This is a genomic window from Methylobacterium sp. ap11, from assembly GCF_900110515.1.
GTDB classification, from domain to species: domain Bacteria; phylum Pseudomonadota; class Alphaproteobacteria; order Rhizobiales; family Beijerinckiaceae; genus Methylobacterium; species Methylobacterium ajmalii.
Map to the genome: position 1 here is coordinate 232713 of NZ_FOEB01000004.1, position 24000 is coordinate 256712.

Genomic DNA, 24000 nt, shown 5'->3' on the forward strand with positions numbered 1-24000 from the left:
CGGGAGCGGTGATGACCACACGCATTCTGTCCATCGCCAACTGCAAGGGCGGCACCGGCAAGACGACGACCACTGTCAACCTCGCGGCCGAGTTCGGCAGCCGGGGCTATCGTGTGCTGGTGATCGACCTCGATCCTCAGGGTCACAGCGGCCTCGGCTTCGGGGCGCTGGCCGAGCTCGGCCTGCCGAACGCCCACACGCCGCTGCGTCAGCGCGGCGGCGGCTTTTCCGGGGCGGTCCAGGCGACGGACGAGGACGGGGTGGCGATCATCCCGGCCGACCGCAGCTTCAACGGGCAGCTGGGCCACGACGACGGCCATTGCCTCGACGCGGCGCTGGCGCCGCTCCTGCCGGATTACGACCTCGTCCTGATCGACGTGCCGCCCTCCGCCCGGGCGGTGATGATCTGCGCGCTCCTGCCGAGCAGCGGCGTGGTGGTGCCGACCACCCTCGATCCCCTCGGCCTCGACGGCGTGCGCCAGTTCGCCCGCTCGTTCCACGACACGATGCTGCGCTTCCGCGCCGCGCCCCTCGGCCTCGCCATCGCGCCGATGCGGATCGACCTGCGCACCAACGTCGAGAAGGATACCCTGGCCCAGCTCCGCACCGGCTTCGGCCCGGGGCAGATGGTCCGCGGCGTGCGCACCGACGTGGCGGTGAGCGAGGCCTTCGCCCGGCGCCAGCCCCTGCGCCGCTGCCGCCCGAACGCTCGCGCCGCCGCCGACTTCGCCGCCCTGGCCGACGACCTGATCCAGCGCTTCGGCATCGAGCAGGACGCCCACGGCGCCGCCGAGGCCCACGGCCGCAGCGAGGGGTTTTCGCGGGCCTGCTCGTGGGCGTGAGAATTACGGGGCGTGAGGGTTCGGGCCGGACCCGGCTTCGAATCCGGACGAGAGCGTGATTCGCCGGGCGTGACGGATGCGCGCGCCGATGGTACGAGCCCGGTCATGACGAAGCCTCCTCATCGCGGCGGTTCCGGGCGGTCGCGGACCGGCCCGGGCGGATCGCCCTCGGGCCGCCCGCCGCGGGCCCGCACCGGACCGCGCAACACCGCGCGCGACGCCGCCGAGCGCGCCGCCGGCCTGGTCGTGTCCAACCGCGCCCCCTTCGGCCGCGACCGGACCGACGCCGCCCCCTGGGAGCGCGACGAGGCCCCGGCCCGCGCGCCGGCGAGACCCGCTGCGGCCAAGCCTGCTTCGAACAAGCCTGCTTTCTCCAAGCCCCGCGCCGAGCGACCGCGCTCCGGCCCGCCGGCCGAGCGGGTCGCCGGAAGCGTGTCCGAGGACCGTCCGCCGCGCCGGCCGCGCCGCGAGGAGCGTCCCGGGACCGGCGACGCGCCGCGCAGCCGCCGGGCCTCGGAGACCGACGCGCCGGAGGCCGAGACCGGCACGGAAGCCACGCCCCGCTCGGGAGCCAAGACCCACGCGGAAACCAAGCCCCGCGCCCCCGACGCGAAGCCGCCGACCCGGCGGGCCCTGCGCGAGGCGACCGCCGAGGCGCTGGCCACCGGCGTGCAGACCCTCGAGGTGACGGCCGACGAGGCCGGGATGCGGATCGACCGCTTCCTCTCGGCCCGCTTCCCGCAACTGCCCTTCACCCGCATCCAGAGCCTGGTGCGCAAGGGCGAATTGCGGGTGAACGGCAAGCGCGCCAAGGCCGCCGACCGGGTCGAGCCCGGCGCCAGCGTGCGCGTGCCCCCCTTGAGCCTGGAGGCCCGCCCGCCGGCCCCGAACTCGCCGCGGGCGGAGGGCGACCTCGCCTTCCTGCGCTCCTTGATCCTCTACGAGGACCAGGACATGATGGTGCTCAACAAGCCCTTCGGCCTCGCGGTCCAGGGCGGCTCGGGCACCACCCGCCACGTCGACGGGCTCCTGGAGGCGATGCGCGACAAGGACGGCCAGAAGCCGCGCCTCGTCCACCGCCTCGACAAGGACACGGCGGGCTGCCTCATCATCGCCAAGACCCGGCTCGCCGCGGCGACGCTCGCCAAGACCTTCCGGTCGCGGGCGGCGCGCAAGATCTACTGGGCGCTCGCCGTCGGAGTGCCGAAGGTGCGCCAGGGCCGGATCTCGACCTACCTCGCCAAGGAGGAGATCGGCGACGCGGACGCCCGGATGCGGGTCGCAAAGCACGGCGACGAGGGGGCCAGCCACGCGCTGACCTACTACGCGCTGGTCGACCAGGCCGGGCAGAAGCTCGCCTGGCTGTCGCTGAAGCCGGTGACCGGGCGCACGCACCAGTTGCGGGCGCATGCCGCCCATATCGGCCATCCGCTGGTCGGCGACCCGAAATACTTCGACATCGAGAACTGGGAACTGCCTGGCGGCATCCAAAACCGGCTGCATCTGCTCGCCCGGCGCATCGTGATCCCGCATCCGCGCACCGCCAAGCCGGTCGACGTGACCGCGCCGCTGCCGCCCCACATGGTGCAGAGCTGGAACCTGCTGGGTTTCGACGCCTCGCGCTACGACCCGATCGTCGAGGCGCCGGAGGCCTGACGCGTCCGGGCTCCCCGCCTCGGCGGGGAGCCCGCCCGGGAGGGAGACCTGCGCGACAGCGGGGCTCCGCAAGGGGAGGTCCCGGTATCGGGAGGCCTTGGCAGGCGGCCCGTGCGCCTTATTCTCGATGGCGCCGCGAACACGGCACCAGCGGGGCCCGCGGCCCGTCCGGAGTGAGACCAGTCGCATGAGACCCGCCCGCAAGTATCCTCATCCTCAGAATCCTCGCCCTCAGAATCTTCCCCGCCGGCATCTTGCCGGCCTGGGACGCGCCGCGCTCGCCGGTCTCGGCCTGGTCGGCCTCCTCGCCTGCGCCGGGACGGCGCTGGGCCAGACCGCCCCCGCCGCGCCGGCGGCGACGGCTCCGGCCACCACACCGGCCGCTCCCGGCCCCCGCCCGGACGGCAAGCCTCCAGCGACGCGGCAGGAAGGACGCCAGGACGGGCGGCAGGACGGGCGGCAAGAAGGACGCGCCGTCCCGGCGGACGCGACCGCGGCCCGGCCGGCGACGCAGGAGCGCGCCGCGACGCCCCGGCGGCGGCGCCCGAGCTACGCCGCCTGCAACCGCGCCTCGCAGCGCCGCAGCCTGAAGGGCGGGGCACGGCGCCGCTTCCTCATCCGCTGCCGCCTGGGCTATGAGCGGATCCAGCCGGGCCAGCCGGCCCGCACCCGTCCCTGAGGCGCTTCTCCGCAGGGCCCGGGCAGAGGGCCGTCCCCCGCCGGCCCCGGCCGGACGAGACGGCCCCACCCACGATCGCGTAGCCACAACCCCGCAGCCATGACCCTGATCGTCTTCGACGTCGACGGCACCCTGGTCGACAGCCAGCACATGATCGTGGCGGCGCAAGCCGAGGCCTTCGCGGCGGTCGGGCTGCCGGCGCCGAGCCGGGCGCGGTCGCTCTCCGTGGTCGGGCTGTCGCTGCCGCAGGCCTTCACCGCCCTCGTCGGCGCCGACGGGCCGGTCGAGGCGCTGTCCGAGGCCTACAAGCAGAGCTTCGGCCGCCTGCGTGCCATGGCGGAGATCCGCGAGGCGCTGTTTCCCGGCGCCGCCGACCTGCTGGCGCGGCTCAACCGCGAGGCCGCGGTGCAGCTCGGCATCGCCACCGGCAAGTCGCGCCGCGGCGTCGACCACCTCGTGGCGGTGCACGGCTGGGAGGGCTGGTTCTCCACGGTCCAGACCGCCGACGACGCCCCCTCAAAGCCCCATCCGGCCATGCTCTACCAGGCGATGGCGGAGGCCGGGGCCGAGCCGTCCCGCACGGTGATGATCGGCGATACGAGCTACGACATGGCGATGGCCCGGGCCGCCGGCGTCACCGCCCTCGGGGTGAGCTGGGGCTACCACTTGCCCGAGGCGCTGCACGAGGCCGGGGCCGACGCGGTGGTCGACAGCTTCGCGGCCCTCGACGACGCCCTGCGCCGGCACATCGCCGCCGGGTGAGGCCGGCTCGCAACCGCCCCCGACAGACCCTATCTCTGCACGCATGACGAACGACGACGTGACCCGCGACTGGCTCGGCGACCCGGACGGCTCCGCCGATCCGGTGCGCGCCGCCCGCCAAGGGGCGAAACCCGCCCTGCCGAAGCGCTTCTACAAGGAGGCGGGAATCGCCGAGGCCGAAGACGGCTTCCGCCTCGTCCTCGACGGACGCCCGGCCCACAGCCCGGCCCGACGCCGGATCGCCGTGCGGCAGCGGGCGCTCGCCGAGGCCCTGGCCGAGGAGTGGGGGGCGCAGGAGGAGGTCATCGACCCGACCCGGATGCCGCTGACCCGCCTCGTCAACTCGGCGATCGACGGAGTGGCGGACCGGCGCGAGGCGGTGGTCGACGACCTCACGGCCTATGCGGGCACCGACCTCCTGGCCTACCGGGCCGGCGATCCGGCCCGCCTCGTCGCCGCGCAGGCCGCCGCCTGGGACCCGGTGCTCGACTGGGCGCGCGAGACCCTGGGCGCCCGCTTCGTGCTGAGCGAGGGGGTGATGCACGTCACCCAGCCGGAGGCCTCGCTCCAGGCCGTGCGCCGCAGCGTCGTGGCGGTGGAGAGCCCGACCGCGCTCGCGGGCCTGCACTCGATGACGACCCTGACCGGTTCGGTGCTGATCGCGCTCGCCGTACTGCACGGCCGGCTGACGCCGCAGGAGGGCTGGGCCGCAGCCCATGTCGACGAAACCTTCCAGGCCGAGGTCTGGGGCCGCGACGCGGAGGCGGAAGCGCGCCTCGACAAGCGGCGGAGCGAATTCGAGGCGGCGGCGCGGGTCGCGGCCCTGAGCGCGTAGGATCCAGAGCGCCCGGAATCCGGGCGCCCGAGAAAGTCGGACCGGGGCGGAGGCCCCGGTGCCGGTTCGGTTACTTCCGCAGCGAGCCGGTGGCGATGTCGGCGTTCGGGTCCATCGCCTGCGGCACCGACGGGGTGAAGGCGACGAGGCCGCTCGTGTCGATGCCGCGCACGTTCACCTCGGCGCCGGGCGCCATGCTCGGCAGGGCGGCGAAGAGCGGCATGCCCGCGGGTACGCTCGCGGAGAAGCCCGGCACGTCGAGGGCCGGGATGCCGGCCTGGTCCAGGGTATTGCCTTCGGCGTGAGCGGCGAGGGAGCCGGCCGAGAGGGAGCCGGCCATGACGAGGCCGGCGGCGATGACGGTCTTGAGGCTCATCTCCGCATCTCCTGTGCTCGGCAGATCATGCGACGCCGCAGGTCCGCCAAGGTGTATCTTGACGAGACAATGCGCGAGACCGCCCGCGGTTCTCAGAAAGCTCGTGCGGCGACGCACGGTCCCGACGGCGGCGGCGCGACGCCCGCCGGGAGCTACTGGAACAGGTGGAAGCCGCAGGTCTCGGCGCCGTGCTCGGCCATTTCGGTGCGAAAGCCCGGCGGTGGTGGGGATGCGGCGCAGAGGCTGCCCGCATAGGTCCAGGCGCCGCCGGCGAGGAAGGCCGGCACCGGGAAGTCGTTGGGCACCGCGCAGACCAGGTCCGGCTCCGCGCGGCGGCGAAACAGGTTGTAGGTCGGCCGGCGCTGCGACCGGCGCGGCATGGCACAGCGAGATCCGGCCAGTGATATGGGATCCGGAAGATTGCTTCCGGATCCCATATCACCAGCCGGCGCGGCGCTCGAGCGAAGCCGAAATCCGCATTGCGAAGCAACCAATCGGATTTCGTATGAAACGTCGCTCCGTCTCCATTTCGTGGTCATCGGCGCTCCCCGGCCCCCGATCCGTCGCGTCTCGGGGCTCTTCGTAGCTGTCGCGTCGAGAAACCGCGATGACATACGATAAAGGCCGGCCACCGGCCCGGAGATACTGAGGAACCGGCACAGCACTCGAAATGCTGCGGCGCACCAAGTCGAAGCCGATTACCACTTTAGGCCAAAGACTCGACGGATCTCCTTCGTCTTTTCAAAATTTTGAATACCCGCTCAAGTTTTTTCAGTTTTCCTTGCGGCGGGAGCGTCCCCATAGTCGCCCTCGACACGGCGATCCGGGCCGGTCGGCGGCGCGCCGCCCTCTCTCCGGGATCCGGTCGTCCAATCATCGCGCCCGCCGCCCTCCGGCGGCCGTGGCGCGGGAACCGAGTTCACGAGGCCGGACGCAGGGTCCCGGCCCGAAGCCCGCAGGGCTGGAGGAGACACATGGCTGGATCGAGACGCCCGGGGCGCAACTTCCTCTTCGTTCCGGGGCCGACCAACATTCCCGACCGCGTGCAGCGCGCGATGATCGTGCCGTCCGAGGACCACCGCTCGTCGGCCTTTCCCGAGCTGACCCTGCCGCTGTTCGAGGAGACGAAGAAGATCTTCAAGTCCCGCGAGGGCCAGATCTTCCTCTTTCCGGCGACCGGCACCGGCGCCTGGGAGGCGGCGCTCACCAACACCCTTTCCCCGGGCGACCGGGTGCTGGCGCCGCGCTACGGCCAGTTCAGCACGCTGTGGATCGACCTCGCCCGCCGGGTCGGCCTCGACGTCGAGATCCAGGAGGAGGAGTGGGGCAGGGGCGCCGACCCGGACCGGATCGAGGAGGCCCTGCGGGCCGACCGCGAGCACCGGATCAAGGCGGTCCTGGTCGTCCACAACGAGACCACCACCGGCGTCACCTCCGACATCGGCGCGGTGCGCAAGGCAATCGACGCGGCGGGCCACCCGGCGATGCTGTTCGTCGACGGCGTCTCGGCGATCGGCAGCATCGACTTCCGGGCCGAGGAATGGCGGGTCGACTGCGCCATCACCGGCTCGCAGAAGGGCCTGATGCTGCCGGCCGGCCTCGGCATCGTCTGCGCCAGCAAGCGGGCGCTCGAGGCCTCGAAGACCGCCGAGTGCCGGCGGGTGTTCTTCGATTTCGGCGACCAGGCCAAGGCCAACGCCACCGGCTACTTCCCCTACACGCCGGCCCTGCCGATGCTCTACGGCCTGCGCGAGGCGCTGGCTTGCGTCGAGGACGAGGGACTGGAGAACGTCTTCGCCCGCCACCGGCGGCTGGCCGACAGCACCCGCGCCGCCGTCAGGGCCTGGGGCCTGACCCTCTGCGCCAAGGAGGAGAAGTGGCACTCCGACACGGTGAGCGCCGTGATGGTGCCCGACGGCGTCAACGGCGCCGAGGTGATCGACATCGCCTACAAGCGCTACAACCTCGCTCTCGGGGCCGGCCTGTCGCAGGTGGCGGGCAAGCTCTTCCGCATCGGCCATATCGGCGACCTCAACGAGCTGATGCTGCTGGGCGCGCTCGCCGGCGTCGAGATGGCGATGCTGGATGCGGGCATCCGGATCGAGCCGGGCAGCGGCGTCGCGGCGGCCCAGACGTCGCTCCGCGGGAGCCAGGAGGCGCGCTGACGGCGCGACGATCCGGCCGTGCGGCGGACGCGCGCCCCGTGACGGGGTTGCGGGGCGGACGGGGGAAACCCTGGAGCGTCCCGCCCCGACCGGCTGCCAGGCCGCGCCCGTCGTGCCATTGTGCCGCGCCGTGCCCCAAGGGAGGGGTACAAGAGCGACCGGAGACCCGAATGTCCCACCGCATCGTCTTCCTCGACCGCGAGACCCTCGACGCCGAGTTGCGGCGCCCGGACTTCCCGCACGACTACGCCGAGTACCCGGTGACCGCGCCCGACGAGATCGTCGAGCGGCTGGCGGGCGCCCAGATCGCCATCCTCAACAAGGTGCCGATGCGCAAGGCGACCCTGCGCCAGTTGCCGGACCTGAAGCTGATCGCGGTCGCGGCCACCGGAACCGACGTGATCGACAAGGCCGCCGCCAAGGCGCAGGGCATCACGGTCGTCAACATCCGCAACTACGCCTTCAACACCGTGCCCGAGCACGTCATCGGCCTGATTTTCGCGCTGCGCCGCGCGATCGTGCCCTACGCCAATTCGGTGCGGCGGGGCGACTGGGGCAGGGCGCGCCACTTCTGCTACTTCGACTACCCGATCCGCGATGTCGCCGGCTCGACGCTCGGCATCGTCGGCTACGGCGCGCTCGGCAAGTCGATCGGCAAGCGGGCCGAGGCGCTCGGCATGCGGGTGATCGCCTACGACGTGATGCCCCAGGACGGCCTCGTCGACCTCGACACGATCCTGCGCGAGAGCGACGTGATCACGCTGCACGCGCCGCTGACCCCTGAGACCCGCAACATGATCGGGCGGGACGAGCTGGCGCGGATGAAGCGCGACGCGATCCTGATCAACACCGCCCGCGGCGGCCTCGTCGACGAGGCGGCGCTGGCCGAGGCGCTCCAAGCCGGCACAATCGGCGGCGCCGGGTTCGACGTGCTGACGAGCGAGCCGCCGCGGGACGACAACCCGCTGCTCGCCCTCGACGTCCCGAACCTCATCATCACCCCGCACGTCGCCTGGGCGAGCCAGCAGGCGATGCAGATCCTCGCCGACCAGCTCGTCGACAACATCGAGGCCTTCGTGGCCGGCCGGCCGCAGAACGTGGTGGAGTAGGGCGGGCGCGAGCGCTAACCCGCACTTCCTGCGCAACCCCCCCGCGCGGCCCTCGGGCACCCGCGGCGGAAAGGACGACGATGAAGAAGCTCCTGTTCCAGTTCGATACCGACCCGATGCCCAGCGTGTTCGACGTGGTGGTGGGCTATGACGGCGGCGCCGACATCATCACCGTCTACCCGAACGTGACCCCCGACACCGTCGGGGCTCTGGTCGACGGCACGATCTACACCCGCGGCGGCGCGGAGAAGAAGTCGACCGCGATCTTCGTCGGCGGCGGCAGCATGGCGGCCGGCGAGGCGGTGTTCAAGGCGGTGCGCAAGCGCTTCTTCGGCCCGTTCCGCGTCTCCTGCATGCTCGACTCGAACGGCTCGAACACCACGGCGGCGGCCGGCGTGGCGCTGGTCGCCAAGGCGGCGGGCTCGCTCCAGGGCAAGCGCGCCCTGGTGCTCGCCGGCACCGGCCCGGTCGGGATGCGCTCGGCGGCGCTGCTCGCCAAGGAGGGCGCGAGCGTGACGCTGGCCGGGCGCCAGCTCGCCAAGGCGCAGGACGCCGCCAAGGCCATCGAGACCCGCTTCAAGGTCGAGATCAAGGCGATCGAGACGCCCGACGCGGACTCCCGCGGCGCGGCGCTCGCCGAGACCGACGTGGCCTTCGCGGCCGGCGCGATCGGCCTCGAGCTCGCCTCCGAGGCGCAGTGGAGCGAGGCGAGGAGCCTCGGCTTCATCGCCGACTACAACGCCCAGCCGCCGCTCGGCTTTGCCGGCATCGAGGCGACCGACAAGGGCAAGGAGCGCCACGGCAAGGTGGTGTTCGGGGCGCTCGGCATCGGCGGCCTGAAGCTCAAGCTGCACCGGGCCTGCATCGCCCGGCTGTTCGAGAGCGCCGAGCTCGTCCTCGACGCGGAAGAGATCTACGCGCTCGCGAAAGAGATGGCGTGATGACCGACGCACCCGCTTCCGAGGACACGATCCGCGGCTTCCTCGACGGTCTGGCGAGCGAGCGGCCGACGCCGGGCGGCGGCGGCGCGGCGGCGATCTCCGGCGCCATGGGGGCGGCGCTGGTCTCGATGGTCTGCAACCTCACCATCGGCAAGAAGAAGTACGCCGAGGTCGAGGCCGAGATGATCGCGACCCGCGACCGGGCGGAGGGCCTGCGGGCCCGGCTCACCGGCATGATCGCCGAGGACGTGAGCGCCTTCAACGCGGTGATGGGCGCCTACGGCCTGCCGAAGGCGACCGACGAGGACAAGGCGGCCCGGGCCGCCGCGATCCAGGATGCCCTGCGGCTCGCCACCGACGTGCCGCTGGCCTGCGCCAGGACCTGCCGGGCGGTGATCGACCTCTGCGAGGGCGTCGCCGAGCGCGGCAACCTCAACGTGGTCAGCGATGCGGGCGTCGCGGTGCTGGCCGCCCAGGCCGGCCTGCGCAGCGCCGCCCTCAACGTCTACGTCAACGCCAAGGCGATCGAGGACCGCACCTTCGCGGAGGGGCGCCTCGCCGACCTGGCCCGGGCCCTCGACGGCGCCGACGCCCTCACCGAGCGGGTCTACGGCCTGGTGAAGGCCAAGCTGACCTGAGCCGAACCCGGCCCGGCGCCGCCGGGCCGGCCGAGACGATCCAGGCCCGGCCTCGCGCCTGGCAAGACGATCGAAGACCGGCGAACCGCCGGGCAAGACGAACCGAAGCAATGCACCGGGCTGTCGAGCCGGGCGCGAGGAACCCCCTCGCGCCCGGGACGGGGAGCCTTTGCCCAAAACCCGAGGAGGACGCCATGGACGTGCACGAGTACCAGGCCAAGGAGCTGCTCGCGAGCTTCGGGGTGCCGATCCCGAAGGGCGCGGTGGCCTTCAGCCCCGACCAGGCGGTCTACGCCGCGACCGAGATGGGCGGCGGGCACTGGGCCGTGAAGGCGCAGATCCATGCCGGCGCCCGCGGCAAGGCCGGCGGCATCCGGCTGTGCCGCTCGACCCACGAGGTCCGCGAGGCCGCCAACGACCTGCTCGGGCGCCGCCTCGTCACCCACCAGACCGGCCCCGAGGGCAAGCCGGTGCAGCGGGTCTACATCGAGTGCGCCGATGCCTTCGAGCGCGAGCTGTATCTCGGCATCGTGCTCGACCGGAAGGTCGAGCGGGTGCGGGTGGTGGCCTCGAAGTCCGGCGGCATGGACATCGAGGAGATCGCCGCGACCGATCCCGACGCGCTGCTCCAGGTGGTGGTCGAGCCCGCGGTCGGCCTCCAGGCCTTCGAGGCGCGCGAGCTCGCCTTCCAGCTCGGCCTGAACATCAAGCAGGTCGGCGCCGCCGTGAAGACGATCATGAGCGCCTACCGGGCGTTCCGCGATTGCGACGCCACGATGCTGGAGGTCAACCCGCTCGTCGTCACCCGGGACGACCGGGTCCTGGCGCTCGACGCCAAGATGTCGTTCGACGACAACGCGATGTTCCGCCGCCGCACCATCGCGGACATGCACGACCCGTCGCAGAGCGACCCGCGCGAGGCCCAGGCCGCCGAGCACAACCTGAGCTATATCGGCCTCGACGGCGAGATCGGCTGCATCGTCAACGGCGCCGGCCTCGCCATGGCGACCATGGACATGATCAAGCATGCCGGCGGCGAGCCGGCGAACTTCCTCGACGTCGGCGGCGGCGCCTCGCCCCAGCGCGTCGCGACCGCCTTCCGCCTCGTCCTCTCCGACCAGAACGTCCGGGCGATCCTCGTCAACATCTTCGCGGGCATCAACCGCTGCGACTGGATCGCCGAGGGCGTGGTCCAGGCGGCCCGCGAGGTAAAGATCGGGGTGCCGCTGGTGGTGCGGCTCGCCGGCACCAACGTCGAGGCCGGCAAGGCGATCCTGGAGAGGAGCGGGCTCGACCTCATCACCGCCGACACCCTGACCGAGGCTGCCGAGAAGGCCGTCGCCGCCGTCCGCGCGGCGCACTGAGGAGGATTTTCCCGATGAGCATCCTGATCGACGAGAAGACCCCGATCCTGGTCCAGGGCATCACCGGCGACAAGGGCAGCTTCCACGCCCGCGAGATGGTCGAGTACGGCTCGCGGGTCGTGGCCGGCGTCACCCCGGGCAAGGGCGGGCGCAGCGAGCACGGCGTGCCGGTCTTCGACACGGTGCGCCAGGCGGTGCGCGAGACCGGCGCCGAGGCCAGCATCACCTTCGTGGCCCCGCCCTTCGCGGCGGACGCCATCATGGAGGCGGCGGATGCCGGCATCCGGCTGATCTGCTCGATCACCGACGGCATTCCGGCCCAGGACATGATGCGGGTCAAGCGCTACCTGCGCCGCTACCCCAAGGAGCGCCGCCCGATGGTGGTCGGCCCGAACTGCGCCGGCATCATCTCGCCCGGCAAGTCGATGCTCGGCATCATGCCCGGCCACATCTATCTCAAGGGCAATATCGGGGTGATCTCGCGCTCCGGCACGCTCGGCTACGAGGCCGCCGCCCAGATGAAGGCGGTGGGCTTGGGCATCTCGACCTCGGTCGGCATCGGCGGCGACCCGATCAACGGCTCGTCCTTCCTCGACCACCTGGCGCTGTTCGAGGAGGATCCCGACACCGAGGCCGTGCTGATGATCGGCGAGATCGGCGGCCCGCAGGAGGCCGAGGCCGCGGCCTGGATCCAGAAGAACATGAAGAAGCCCGTCGTCGGCTTCGTCGCCGGGCTCACGGCGCCCAAGGGCCGCAAGATGGGGCATGCCGGCGCGATCATCTCGGCGGCCGGCGACAGCGCCGCCGAGAAGGCCGAGATCATGCGCTCCTACGGCCTCACCGTCGCCCCGAGCCCGGGTGCGTTCGGGACGACCATGGCCGAGGTGATGGCGACCCGGCGCAAGGCGGCGTGACGCGCCTGACCGCGCGGCTCCCGCGACCAGCGCGGGATCCCCTCTCCCGTGTGGGAGAGGGGTAGGGGTGAGGGTGACACGGTCCTGAGTCAGGCTCTAGCCGGTTCGCTGCCAGCCCGACGGTCACAGCTTCATCACGCGGGATCTTCGATCCCCCGGCCCCTTTCCCACACGGGAGAGGGGAGGCCGCGCGACACTTCGAAAAATCCTCCCTCGACCCCCCACCGGGGAGCTCCCGATGATCCACACTCCCGTTCCCGACACGCCCTTCGTTCCCCCGCTGATCACCGGCACCGACGACCGCGTGGCGCTCGACGTGCTGTTTCGCTCGCTGGTCGACGTCTGCCGGCGCCACCAGCCGGAGCTGGAGGCGGTTCTGCGCGGGCAGGCGGACATCGCCGGGCTGAGCCCGGAGCTGACGGCGCGGGCGCTGCAGGTGCAGGGCATCTGGTTCCAGCTCATCGCCATCGCCGAGCAGAACACCGCGATGCGCCGGCGCCGCCACGTCGAGCGCAATGCCGGGCGCGACCGGCTCAAGAACTCCTTCAGCGCGGTGCTGGCCCGGGCCGCCGCCCAGGGCGTGCCGCCCGAGACGGTGCACGGCGTGCTGTCGTCGCTGCGGGTGCGCCCGACCCTGACGGCGCACCCGACCGAGGCCAAGCGCGTCACGGTGCTGGAAAAATTCCGGCGCATCTACCTGATCCTGAAGGAGCTGGAGATGCCGCGCTGGACCGAGCGCGAGCGCCACGCCCTGATGGACGACCTGCGCGATCAGGTCGAGCTGGTCTGGATGACCGGCGAGCTGCACCTCGAGAAGCCGACCGTCGACCGCGAGGTGGCCTGGGGTCTGCACTTCTTCGACGAGACCCTGTTCGAGATGCTGCCCGAGACCCTGAACTCCCTGGAGGAGGCCTTCGCGGCCTCCTATCCGGGCGCCCGGTTCGAGGTGCCGGCCTTCTTCCAGTTCGGCTCGTGGATCGGCGGCGACCGGGACGGCAACCCCTTCGTCACCGCCGAGGTGACCCGGCGCACGCTGCGGCGCAACGCGCTCGCGAGCCTCAGGCGCTACCGCGACGGCATCACCGCGCTCGCCCGCACCCTCTCGATCAGCGCCCGCTCGCTGCCGGTGCCCGAGGCCTTCGCGGCGGCGCTCGCCGACCAGCTCGCCCGCCAACCGGACGGCGAGGCGATCGCGAAGCGCAACCCGGGCGAGCCCTATCGCCAGTTCCTCACCTGCCTCAGCCGGCGCCTGGAGGCGACGGTGGCGGGACTCGAGGGCACCGGACCGGAGAAGCCGCAGGTTGCGGGCTACGCCGACGCCGACGAGCTGATCGGCGACCTGCGCGACCTCGAAAACGGGCTGTCGGAGGCGCGCTGCGGCTCGCTCGCCGCCAACATGGTGCGGCCGGTGCGCCGGATGGTCGAGATCTTCCGCTTCTCGACGGTGCGGCTCGACATCCGCGAGAACACCACCCGCACCACCCGGGCGCTCCAGGCCCTGTGGCGGCGCCAGCACGGCGAGGGAGCGGGCGAGCCGCCGGACGTCGACGCGCCGGCCTGGATGGCCTGGCTCGAAGCCGAGCTCGCCCGTCCGCTCGACGGCCTGCCCGACCTCGACGGCCTGTCCGAGGAGGCGCGCGAGACGCTCGCCACCTTCCGGCTGGTGGCGGAGATGCGCGGCAGCCTCGACCGCGAGGCCTTCGGCGCCTTCGTGCTGTCGATGACCCACTCGGTGCCCGACATCCTGGGCGTCTACCTGCTGGCGAAGACCGCGGGCGTCTTCCTCGACGCGGCCGGCATCGAGGTCTGCCCGCTGCCGATCGTGCCCCTGTTCGAGACCATCGACGACCTGCGGGCGGCCCCCGCGATCATGCGGGCGCTCCTCAAGGTGCCGGTGGTGCGCCGCTCCGCCCGCCAGCAGGGCGGGGTGCAGGAGGTGATGATCGGCTACTCCGATTCGAACAAGGACGGCGGCTTCGTCGCCTCGAACTGGGAGCTCGCCAAGGCCCAGGGCAAGCTGACCCAGGTCGGCGAGCAGGCCGGCCTCGCCATCGCGTTCTTCCACGGCCGCGGCGGCTCGGTCAGCCGCGGCGGCGCTCCCACCGCCCGGGCCATCGCGGCCCAGCCGCGGGGCTCGATCCGGGGCCGGTTCCGCACCACCGAGCAGGGCGAGGTGGTCTCGTTCAAGTACGCCAACCGCGGCACCGCCGCCTACCAGATGGAGCTGCTCGCCTCGGCGGTGCTCGACCACGTGCTGGACGCCGCCCCGCGGCCGGGCCAGGCCGCGGCGACCGCCGAGTTCGACGACGCGCTGGAGGCCTTCTCGGGCGCCTCGCGGGCGGCCTATGCCCGGCTGATCACGCATCCCGACCTCGTGACGTATTTCGGCGCCGCGAGCCCGCTCGACGAGATCGCGCTCCTCAACATCGGCTCGCGGCCGGCCCGGCGCTTCGGCGCCCGCAGCCTGGCCGACCTGCGGGCAATCCCGTGGGTGTTCGCCTGGAGCCAGAACCGGCACGGCATCACCGGCTGGTACGGGGTCGGCAGCGGCTTGAAGAGCCTGCTGGACGTGCGCGGGGAGGGCGGCCGGGCGCTGCTGCGGCGGATGTTCGAGGACTCGCCGCTCTTCCGGCTGATCCTCGACGAGGTGGAAAAGACCCTGCTCACCGTCGATCTCGGCATCGCCCGCGAGTTCGCCACGCTCTGCCCGGACGAGGGCGCCCGCGAGGCGATCTTCGCGATGATCGAGGCGGAGTACCGGCTGACCTGCGCGATGGTGCTGGAGGTGAGCGGCGCGGCCGGCCTCGCCGAGCGCTTCCCGCTCTATCGCGGCCGGCTCGCCGCGCGGCTGCCGGTGCTCAACCAGGTCGGCCGCGAGCAGGTCGACCTCCTGCGCCGCTTCCGGGCCGAGACCGACGAGGACAGGCGCGAGACGCTGAAATCGGCCCTGCTGCTCTCGATCAACTGCGTCGCCGCGGGGTTCGGGGCGACGGGGTGAGATCGTCCCGCTCGATCTCCGATCCATCGGAGACGTCATCCATCGGAGACGTCATGGCGCGGGTTTCTCCCTCCCCCTCTGCGGGGGAGGGTGGCGAGCGGATGCGAGCGCAGCGGGACGAAGTCCCGCCGAGAGGGGCAGCGCGACGCTGTTCCAGGGACCGCCCGTCACCATGGTCACGATGTCTCCGGAAGCGGCGTCCCCTCTCCCGGCCTGCTCCGCAGGCCACCCTCCCCCGCAGAGGGGGGAGGGGGAAACCCGCGCCCGTCGGTCCCCCCGGCACCAACCCGCACCCCACCGGGCCCACGCCCCCCACCTTCCGCCACGTTGCGTCCGTCCCCGACGGAACGCCAAGATCTCTCCCCGGAGGAACACCAATGAGCTTCACCCTCGTCCAGCAAGCCACGCCCCGCCTGCACCGTTCCGAGCTGGCGGTGCCGGGCTCGAACCCGACCTTCATGGAGAAGTCGGCCAAGTCCGCCGCCGACGTGATCTTCCTCGATCTCGAGGACGCGGTCGCGCCCGACGACAAGGAGCAGGCGCGCAAGAACATCGTCCAGGCCCTCAACGAGATCGATTGGGGCTCGAAGACGATGATGATCCGTATCAACGGCCTCGACACCCACTACATGTACCGGGACGTGGTCGACATCGTGGAGGCCTGCCCGCGCCTCGACATGATCCTGATCCCCAAGGTCGGCGTGCCGCAGGACGTCTACGCCATCGACGTGCTGGTGACGCAGATCGAGCAGGCCAAGCGCCGCGAGAAGAAGCTCGGTTTCGAGGTGCTGATCGAGACGGCCCTCGGCATGGCCAACGTCGAGGCCATCGCCCAGTCCTCGAAGCGCCTCGAGGCGATGTCGTTCGGCGTCGCCGACTACGCCGCCTCGCTGCGCGCCCGCTCGACGGTGATCGGCGGCGTCAACCCGGACTACTCGGTGCTGACCGACAAAGACGAGGCGGGCGCCCGCCAGACCCACTGGCAGGATCCGTGGCTGTTCGCCCAGAACCGGATGCTGGTGGCCTGCCGCGCCTATGGGCTTCGCCCGATCGACGGCCCGTTCGGCGACTTCTCGGACCCGGACGGCTACACCTCGGCGGCCCGGCGCTGCGCGGCGCTCGGCTTCGAGGGCAAGTGGGCGATCCACCCCTCGCAGATCGAGCTGGCCAACGAGGTCTTCACCCCGAGCGAGGCCGAGGTGACCAAGGCGCGCCGCATCCTGTCGGCGATGGAGGAGGCGGCCAAGGCCGGCCGCGGCGCCGTCTCGCTCGACGGGCGCCTCATCGACATCGCGTCGATCCGCATGGCCGAGGCGCTGATCGGCAAGGCCGACGCCATGGCGCGGGCCTGAAAGCCACCGGCATGCCCCGACGATAGGGACGCGGAGGCCGGCCGCCGGGCCGGCCCACCGCCGGAGAGCACGTCCGCAAGGTCTCCGATCCATCCACGGTGCCGGCCAGCCCTGCACCGTGGATGGATCAGCTTTGTCCGCCGCGCGCAGACGACGCACGGTCCTCGCACACGCTAGAAACAGTCGAGTGGCATACGCTCGAAGGATGCCGGCCCGCGCAAGCCGCTTCGGCGGCCCAGTGACGGGCGCCGCGACCGGCTCCGGATCAGGTTTTGCGCGCCGCACGACGCTGCACGCGGCCTTCCGGTCTTCGACATTGCCGCATCGTCCGGCGGGACACTCTCGCAAGGTCGGACGATGCCCGAGTGGAAGCGTGCGACCGATGAGATCAGAACAGGGCCCTGACGCAACGAAACGCCGGCGCGGCGGGTGGCTTCTCGCCCTCGCGATCCTGGCGGGCGCCGGCGGGGCCTACGCGTGGCAGCGCGAGCGCGCGCAGCCGCCGAAGGCCGCGGCGTCCCGCGGCCCCGCCCCGGTGCCGGTCACCCTGGCCAAGGTCGAGCAGGGCCCGCTCGGCGTGGTGCTCTCCGGCCTCGGCACCGTGCAGGCCTACAACACCGTGCAGGTGCGCAGCCGGGTCGACGGCGAGATCCTGAAGATCGGCTTTCGCGAAGGCCAGGTGGTGAAGAAGGGCGACCTCCTCGCCCAGGTCGATCCGCGCCCCTACCAGGCCGCCCTCGACCAGGCCAAGGCGAAGAAGGCCCAGGACGAGGCCAACGTGAAGAATGCCAAGGCGGATCTGGAGCGCTACACCAAGCTCGGCGACTACGCCTCGCGCCAGCAGACAGAGACGCAGGGCGCCACGGTGAACCAGCTCACCGCCCAGATCGCCGGCGACCAGGCGGCGATCGACAACGCGGCGACGCAGGTCTCCTACGCCACGATCCAGGCCCCGATCGACGGCGTCACGGGCTTCCGCCAGATCGACGTCGGCAACATCGTCAACGCCGCGCAACAGACCGCGATCGTCACGATCACCCAGGTCGAGCCGATCTTCGTGGTCTACACCGCCCCCGAGGAGCAGTTGCGCGAGGTGTCGAAGGCGCTCGCTGCCGGCCCGGTGCCGGTCGAGGCCTGGAGCACCGACGGGATGACGAAGCTGTCCGACGGACGCCTCGACCTCGTCAACAACCAGGTCGACACCGCGACCGGCACGGTCCGGCTCAAGGCCTCCTTCGCCAACCGCGACCATGCCCTGTGGCCTGGCCTGTCGGTTTCGACGCGGATGCGCACCGGCACGGTCCCGGACGCCATCACGGTGCCGGACGACGCCGTGCAGCACGGGCCGAACGGTCTCTACGCCTTCGCGGTCGACGACGGGATGAAAGCCCGGATGCAGCCGATCGTCGTCGGCCGCTCCAACGACGGCCGCACCCAGGTGCTGAAGGGCCTGACGCCCGGCCAGACGGTCGTCTGGCGCGGCCAGTCGCGGGTGCAGGACGGGGCGCTCGTCGCCGAGGCGGCGCCCGCGGCCGGGCCGAAGCCCGGGGCGCCCGCCCGCCAGGCGGACAACGCCGCCCTGACCCAGAGCGAGGCGCGCTGACATGCAGCTCGGCACCGGGCAGGGGGAGGCCGCGCGCGGCGGCATCTCCGGCTACTTCATCCGCTTCCCCATCGCGACCTCGCTGATCATGGCCGGGATCCTGTTCATCGGGATCGTGGCCTATCCGCTGCTCGGCGTCGCGCCCCTGCCGCAGGTCGATTTCCCGACGATCCAGGTGACCGCGCAGCTGCCCGGCGGCAGCCCGGAGACCATGGCCTCCTCGGTGGCCCAGCCGCTGGAACGGCAATTCGCGCAGGTTCCGGGCGTCAGCCAGATGACCTCGACGAGTGCGCTCGGTATCTCGTCGATCACGGTGCAGTTCGACCTCGGCCGCAACATCGACGCGGCGGCGAACGACATCCAGGCGGCGATCAACGCCGCCGGCGGGCAATTGCCCAAGACCCTGCCGAGCCCGCCGACCTACCGCAAGGTGAACCCGGCCGATTCGCCGATCCTGCTGCTCTCGGTGACCTCCGACACCCTGCCGCTGATCGAGGTCGACGACGCCGCCGACGTGCAGTTGGCGCAGCGCATCAGCCAGGTCTCGGGCGTCGGCCAGGTGCTGATCGGCGGCCAGCAGAAGCCGGCGGTGCGGGTGCAGATCGACCCGGCCAAGCTCGTCGCCAAGGACCTGTCGCTGGAGGACGTACGCACCCAGCTCTCGGTCACCACCGTCAACAGCCCGAAGGGCAACTTCGACGGCGCGACCCGCAGCTACACGGTCTACGCCAACGACCAGCTCACCCGCGCCAAGGACTGGAACGACGTCATCATCGCCTACCGCAACGGTGCACCGTTGCGGGTGCGCGACATCGGCACGGCGGTGGCGGGCCCGGAGGACGCCAAGCAGGCGGCCTGGGCCGACGGGCAGCGCGGCGTGTTCCTGGTCATCTTCAAGCAGCCGGGCGCCAACGTCATCGACACGGTCGACCGGATCAAGGCCGAGCTGCCGCGCATCACCGCCTCGCTGCCGGCCGGCGTGACGGTGAAGACGCTGAGCGACCGCACCCAGACCATCCGCGCCTCGGTCGAGGACGTGCAGTTCACCCTGGCGCTCACCATCGCGCTCGTGGTCGCGGTGATCTTCGTGTTCCTGCGCTCGGTCTGGGCCACCATCATCCCGAGCGTGACGGTGCCGCTGGCGCTGCTCGGCGCCTGCGCGCTGATGTGGATGGCCGGCTACACCCTCGACAACCTGTCGCTGATGGCGCTCACCATCGCGGTCGGCTTCGTGGTCGACGACGCGATCGTCGTCCTGGAGAACATCGCCCGCCACGTCGAGGAGGGGATGAAGCCGATGCAGGCGGCGCTCAAGGGCGCCGGCGAGATCGGCTTCACCATCGTGTCGATCTCGGTCTCGCTGATCGCGGTGCTGATCCCGCTGCTGCTCATGGGCGGCATCATCGGCCGGCTGTTTCGCGAATTCGCCGTGGTGCTGTCGATGACGATCGGCGTCTCGGCCTTCGTGTCGCTGTCGCTGACCCCGATGATGGCCTCGCGCTTCCTCAAGGAGCACAAGGCGGAGGCGCATGGGCGCCTCTACCGCTGGAGCGAGCGCGTCTTCGACGGGTTGCTCCGGGCCTACGAATCGGCCCTCGACGTGGCGCTCCGCCACCACGTCGTCACGTTCCTCACCTTCCTCGGCACGGTGGCACTTACCGGCTACCTGTTCGCGATCATCCCGAAGGGATTCTTCCCGCAGCAGGATACCGGCCTCATCGTCGGCATCACCGAGGGCGGGCAGGATATCTCGTTTGCCGCCATGAAGGACCGCCAGCAGGCGGTCGGCGCGGTGATCCAGGCCGACCCGGACGTGGCGAGCGTCGCGATGTCGATCGGCGGCAGCGGCCAGGCGCTCAATTCCGGCCGGATGTTCATCACCTTGAAGCCCCGGGAGGCGCGGGAGGCCGACGCCTTCCAGATCATCGGCCGGCTGCGGCCCAAGCTCGCCGAGCTCGAGGGCGTGAAGGTCTTCCTCCAGGCCTCGCAGGACGTGCGCACCGGCGGGCGCGCCTCGCGCACCCAGTTCGAGTACACGCTGCAGGACCCGAACCTCGACGAGCTCAACACCTGGTCGCCGCGGCTGCTCGAGAAGCTCAGGACGCTGCCCGAGCTGCGCGACGTCGCTACCGACCAGCAGACCAGCGGCACGACGCTGACGCTGGCGATCAACCGCGACGCCGCCTCGCGCTTCGGCATTACCCCGCAGCTGATCGACGATACGCTCTACGACGCGATCGGCCAGCGCCAGGTGGCGCAGTACTTCACCCAGCTCAACAGCTACCACGTCGTCATGGAGATCCTGCCGGCGCTCCAGGGCAACCCGGATTCTTTACGCAACATCTACGTGAAGTCGCCGACGACCGGCGGCCAGGTGCCGCTCGCGGCCTTCGCGACCTGGAGCACCGAGCCGGTGCGGCCGCTCTCGATCAGCCACCAGGGCCAGTTTCCCTCGGTGACGATCAGCTTCAACCTCGCCCCGAACGTCGCACTCGGCACCGCGACCGCCGCGATCGACAAGGCCGCCCAGGACCTCGGCGTGCCCGCGACCCTGGCGACCGGGTTCCAGGGCACCGCGCAGGCGTTCCAGCAATCGCTCTCGACGGTGCCGCTCCTGATCGTCGCCGCCCTGGTGGTGGTCTACCTGATCCTCGGCATCCTCTACGAGAGCTACATCCACCCGCTGACGATCCTCTCGACCCTGCCCTCGGCCGGCGTCGGCGCGCTGGCGATGCTGCTGTGGTTCGGCTACGACTTCAGCCTGATCGCGCTGATCGGCATCATCCTGCTGATCGGTATCGTGAAGAAGAACGGCATCATGCTGGTCGATTTCGCGATCGTGGCCGAGCGCACCGAGGGGATCGGCCCCGAGGAGGCGATCCGCAAGGCCGCCAGCCTGCGCTTCCGCCCGATCCTGATGACCACGATGGCGGCCTTGCTCGGCGGCATCCCGCTGATGTTCGGCACCGGCACCGGCTCGGAGATCCGCCAGCCGCTCGGCTACGCCATGGTCGGCGGGCTGGCGGTGAGCCAGGTGCTGACGCTGTTCACCACCCCGGTGATCTACATCTACCTCGACCGGCTCTCGACGTGGCTGTCCGGCGGCGCGCACGGGCCGGAGGCGAGGGACGAGGCTCCGGAGGACGAGGAGCCGCGGCGGCTGCGGGAGGCGGCGGAGTAGGGGCGGGCTCCCGCGCGCTCGGATCGTCAGCGGGCGTGAGACGATCTTGCCTTCGATGTCACGCCGGAGCAGCCGCGGAAGACGGGCCGGGGCAGGGCGCCGTGTGAGACCATCGCCTGGAGCATTCTTCCGACGAAGTGGATGCCGGTTCGTCGATAGAAATTGCTGCACAGTCAAAAAGCTAGAGCAGCGTCCGGGTGCAATGCCTGGGCACAGGACACTGACGACGGTGGATGCCGGCATGCAGGCGTTCCGAGAAAGCTCACCCCTTTCCCGGACGACTGCAGCGAAGCGGAAGGAGATCCGGGACCCAGCAAAAAGAGCGCCGCGAAGCGGCTCTTCCTACTGCGCCGTTGCGGACACAAGGACGCTTCGCGACTTCTCATGCTGGGTCCCGGATCTCCTCCCGCTTCGCTGCAGTCGTCCGGGAAAGAGGGATGGCCGACGAGAAGCCGAGAACCGACCGTACCGTATCCGTCAGTATCGTGGACCGTGCGCTGCAATCGGGCGCTGCTCTCATGCCGGAGCGCCGTCACGCCGTTCCGATGAAATCCCGCAGGACCGCGACGGCGCGCTCGGGCGCGTCTGCGAACACGCCGTGGCCGCAATCCGCGAACCGCTCGAACCGCACCCTGCCCGGCGGCAGGGCCGCGACGAGGGCCTCGCTGACGCTCATCGGCACGACGGGGTCGCGGTCGCCCGCCACGACGAGGACGGGGCAGCGCAGACCTGCGAGGGCGGAGCGGAAATCCATGCGGCCCTGCTCGTTGGCCGGGCCGTTGAAGTGCAGGGCGGTGTCGTGGCGGATCCGGACGCGGTGCAGCTCGGCCGGGTCCGCCGGGGTGCGGCGATAGAGCGGCCGGCAGACACGGATGAACGCCTCCCGCCGCTCGGCGGTCGGGTCCGTCCAGTAGGCCTCGGCGATGCGGGCGGCCTCCGGACCGCCCAGGCGGCCGAACATCGCGAACATCGCCGGAAAATCGACCTTGGCGGCCGTGCTCACCAAGACGAGCTTGCCCGGATGGTCGGGGTGGCGCGTCGCGTAGGATTGGGCGACGAACCCGCCCCACGACATCCCGAGCACGATCGGCCGGACGAGACCGAGGGCATCGCACAAGCCCCTCACGTCGTCGCCCCATTGGGCGAGCGTCCAGGCGGAGCGGTCGCCGTCCTCGCTCCGGCCGTTGCCGCGCTGATCGACATAGACCACCTGTGCCACGTCGCTCAGGCGGGAGAACAGGGGCTTGAAGCCGCTATGGTCGAAGCCCGGACCGCCATGGAGGAGAAGCAAGGTCGGCTTCTCCCGCATGCCGTCGCCCTCGGGCACCAGCCCAGCATTCTCCACGTCGACGAACAGGCGAACGCCGTTGACGGAGACGAACATGGCGCCCTCCGTAGCCGGAGCGGGGGGAGGGTGCGGCTCCCCCGGCGCGGCTCAGGCCACGGCCTGCTGCTGCTGGACGCTGAGCAGCATGTTGGCGATCTGGCGCACCTGCAGTTCGCTGTCCTGCAGTTCCTTCTTGCGGGCGCCGCCATAGGCGAACTCGTCGTGGTCGATGCCTGGGACCGGCAGGCCCGCCTCGACGAAGGATTGCTCGAGCCGGGGGAGGAGCTGCTCCCAGACGCCGAGGCGCGACCAGCGGATGAAGGTCTGCGCCGCCATCCACCACGGGCCGTACTGGGCCGGGACGGCGCGCCAGTTGGTATCGTGCCAGTGCCGCCAGAGAATCGCGTCGATGGTCCGCTTGAGGTCGTGGGGTTGAGTCTTGCCCCGGGGCCGGCACCCTTCGAGCAACGGTGCGAGCATAGCCCACTGCGCCTCCGTCAACATCACCATCCCCTCGTTCACGCTTCCGTGAGAATCATATTACCAAGGGTAATCCGCTTCTTCAATCACTGCAACGACCGGCGGTTGAAGTTTCTTCGGCCAGCTCAGCCGATGCGAACGTCGAGATCGTTTGCGTTCGAACATTGACATAGCGCTAACAACCCGGAGGTTACTTAGAAGATTAGATGTTTCGGTTTGTAAATGCTTGTTAGCATTTGAGGAATGAAATGAAGAAAAGCTCACTTCACACTGCTACAGTCGATCATGTCCCGCACCGCAACGTCAATGATGACGAAGGGCGACACGATCACCGCCCCGGCAGGACAGCGGTGGATTGGTCTTCGAAGACTGCAAACGATCGCGGCGGAATGCGAAATACCGTCGCCGTGCCGTGCATGATTGTCGCCGCGCCGCAACGAACGCGGCTCGCGGGGCCACGGTGCATCACCCGGGGCAACGCGCGACGGGAACTTTCAGGGCGCGCCCGTCACGGTCCGGCGGAGGCGCGGACGCCGATCGACCGCGGCACGGAACACCCTCGACGTGCCGCCCCGGCCGCGGGCACCCGGGGGGTCGCGACCGGCCGGCGTCGAGTGCATGGCGGTCCGCCATCTCGAAACAGCAAAAAGGCCGCCGAAGCAGCCCGTCACGATCTGGTGCAGGAAGGGATTGGTGGAGCTTAGCGGGATCGAACCGCTGACCTCCTGCATGCCATGCAGGCGCTCTCCCAGCTGAGCTAAAGCCCCATCATTCATCC

General features: G+C 71.0%; 18 protein-coding genes, 1 tRNA gene and 1 pseudogene. 15 read left to right on the top strand and 5 right to left on the bottom strand.

The window, feature by feature from the left end; all coding sequences use genetic code 11:
* The first annotated feature begins 11 nt into the window (after positions 1-11).
* The 5 genes from BMX97_RS07705 (at position 12) to BMX97_RS07725 (ending at position 4774) form a co-directional block, all read left to right on the top strand.
* Positions 12-842 (top strand): ParA family protein, encoded by an 831-nt coding sequence (locus tag BMX97_RS07705; protein ID WP_091747593.1) that lies wholly within the window; start codon positions 12-14, stop codon positions 840-842.
* Between the two features lie 105 nt (positions 843-947).
* Positions 948-2498 carry an RluA family pseudouridine synthase gene (locus BMX97_RS07710; RefSeq protein WP_091747595.1) on the top strand — a complete coding sequence of 517 codons (1551 nt, stop codon included), beginning with the start codon at positions 948-950 and terminating at the stop codon, positions 2496-2498.
* 187 nt (positions 2499-2685) lie between these two features.
* Positions 2686-3177 carry a hypothetical protein gene (locus tag BMX97_RS07715; RefSeq protein WP_244538323.1) on the top strand — a complete coding sequence of 164 codons (492 nt, stop codon included), beginning with the start codon at positions 2686-2688 and terminating at the stop codon, positions 3175-3177.
* A gap of 99 nt (positions 3178-3276) precedes the next feature.
* Entirely contained in the window at positions 3277-3939 is a 663-nt protein-coding gene (locus BMX97_RS07720) for an HAD-IA family hydrolase (protein ID WP_091747598.1), read from the top strand.
* A gap of 43 nt (positions 3940-3982) precedes the next feature.
* On the top strand, positions 3983-4774 hold the full coding sequence (locus BMX97_RS07725) for an ATP12 family chaperone protein (protein ID WP_091747601.1): 792 nt from the start codon (positions 3983-3985) through the stop codon (positions 4772-4774).
* Between the two features lie 70 nt (positions 4775-4844).
* On the opposite strand, the gene BMX97_RS07730 is transcribed toward BMX97_RS07725, so the two are convergent.
* Both BMX97_RS07730 and BMX97_RS07735 read right to left on the bottom strand, forming a co-directional pair.
* Positions 4845-5150: a hypothetical protein gene (locus tag BMX97_RS07730; protein ID WP_091747604.1), complete on the bottom strand. Its 306-nt coding sequence runs from the start codon at positions 5148-5150 to the stop codon at positions 4845-4847.
* A gap of 152 nt (positions 5151-5302) precedes the next feature.
* Positions 5303-5530, bottom strand: a complete 228-nt coding sequence (locus tag BMX97_RS07735; protein ID WP_091747607.1) for a hypothetical protein — start codon at positions 5528-5530, stop codon at positions 5303-5305.
* Between the two features lie 594 nt (positions 5531-6124).
* Here BMX97_RS07735 and BMX97_RS07740 point away from each other — a divergent pair.
* From BMX97_RS07740 to BMX97_RS07785, 10 genes are all read left to right on the top strand, one after another.
* On the top strand, positions 6125-7315 hold the full coding sequence (locus BMX97_RS07740) for an aminotransferase class V-fold PLP-dependent enzyme (protein WP_091747610.1): 1191 nt from the start codon (positions 6125-6127) through the stop codon (positions 7313-7315).
* A gap of 170 nt (positions 7316-7485) precedes the next feature.
* The gene (locus BMX97_RS07745) at positions 7486-8424 is read left to right on the top strand and encodes a D-2-hydroxyacid dehydrogenase (RefSeq protein ID WP_091747613.1); all 939 of its coding nucleotides are present in this window, start codon (positions 7486-7488) and stop codon (positions 8422-8424) included.
* A gap of 80 nt (positions 8425-8504) precedes the next feature.
* Positions 8505-9365, top strand: a complete 861-nt coding sequence (locus tag BMX97_RS07750; RefSeq protein ID WP_091747616.1) for an NADP-dependent methylenetetrahydromethanopterin/methylenetetrahydrofolate dehydrogenase — start codon at positions 8505-8507, stop codon at positions 9363-9365.
* The gene (fchA, locus tag BMX97_RS07755) at positions 9365-10003 is read left to right on the top strand and encodes a methenyltetrahydrofolate cyclohydrolase (RefSeq protein ID WP_091747619.1); all 639 of its coding nucleotides are present in this window, start codon (positions 9365-9367) and stop codon (positions 10001-10003) included. Before BMX97_RS07750 ends, fchA begins: the two co-directional genes overlap by 1 nt.
* Before the next feature lie 194 nt (positions 10004-10197).
* The gene (locus BMX97_RS07760; protein WP_091747622.1) at positions 10198-11367 is read left to right on the top strand and encodes a malate--CoA ligase subunit beta; all 1170 of its coding nucleotides are present in this window, start codon (positions 10198-10200) and stop codon (positions 11365-11367) included.
* A 14-nt stretch (positions 11368-11381) separates the two neighbouring features.
* Entirely contained in the window at positions 11382-12281 is a 900-nt protein-coding gene (gene sucD / locus BMX97_RS07765) for a succinate--CoA ligase subunit alpha (protein WP_091747625.1), read from the top strand.
* Between the two features lie 238 nt (positions 12282-12519).
* Positions 12520-15279 (top strand): phosphoenolpyruvate carboxylase, encoded by a 2760-nt coding sequence (locus BMX97_RS07770; protein WP_091747628.1) that lies wholly within the window; start codon positions 12520-12522, stop codon positions 15277-15279.
* Positions 15280-15656: 377 nt separating this feature from the next.
* Positions 15657-16631: an HpcH/HpaI aldolase/citrate lyase family protein gene (locus tag BMX97_RS07775; protein WP_091747631.1), complete on the top strand. Its 975-nt coding sequence runs from the start codon at positions 15657-15659 to the stop codon at positions 16629-16631.
* Positions 16632-17013: 382 nt separating this feature from the next.
* Complete coding sequence (locus tag BMX97_RS07780) at positions 17014-18234, top strand: efflux RND transporter periplasmic adaptor subunit (protein WP_091747634.1); 1221 nt, start codon at positions 17014-17016, stop codon at positions 18232-18234.
* A gap of 1 nt (position 18235) precedes the next feature.
* Positions 18236-21415: an efflux RND transporter permease subunit gene (locus BMX97_RS07785; RefSeq protein WP_091747637.1), complete on the top strand. Its 3180-nt coding sequence runs from the start codon at positions 18236-18238 to the stop codon at positions 21413-21415.
* 532 nt (positions 21416-21947) lie between these two features.
* Here BMX97_RS07785 and BMX97_RS07790 read toward each other — a convergent pair.
* From BMX97_RS07790 to BMX97_RS07800, 3 genes and pseudogenes are all read right to left on the bottom strand, one after another.
* Positions 21948-22799, bottom strand: coding sequence for an alpha/beta fold hydrolase (locus BMX97_RS07790; protein ID WP_091747640.1), 852 nt, complete (start codon positions 22797-22799; stop codon positions 21948-21950).
* Positions 22800-23006: 207 nt separating this feature from the next.
* A pseudogene (locus BMX97_RS33570) lies at positions 23007-23246 on the bottom strand (transposase); the annotation flags it as partial.
* A gap of 667 nt (positions 23247-23913) precedes the next feature.
* Positions 23914-23989, bottom strand: a tRNA-Ala gene (locus BMX97_RS07800).
* Positions 23990-24000: the final 11 nt, after the last annotated feature.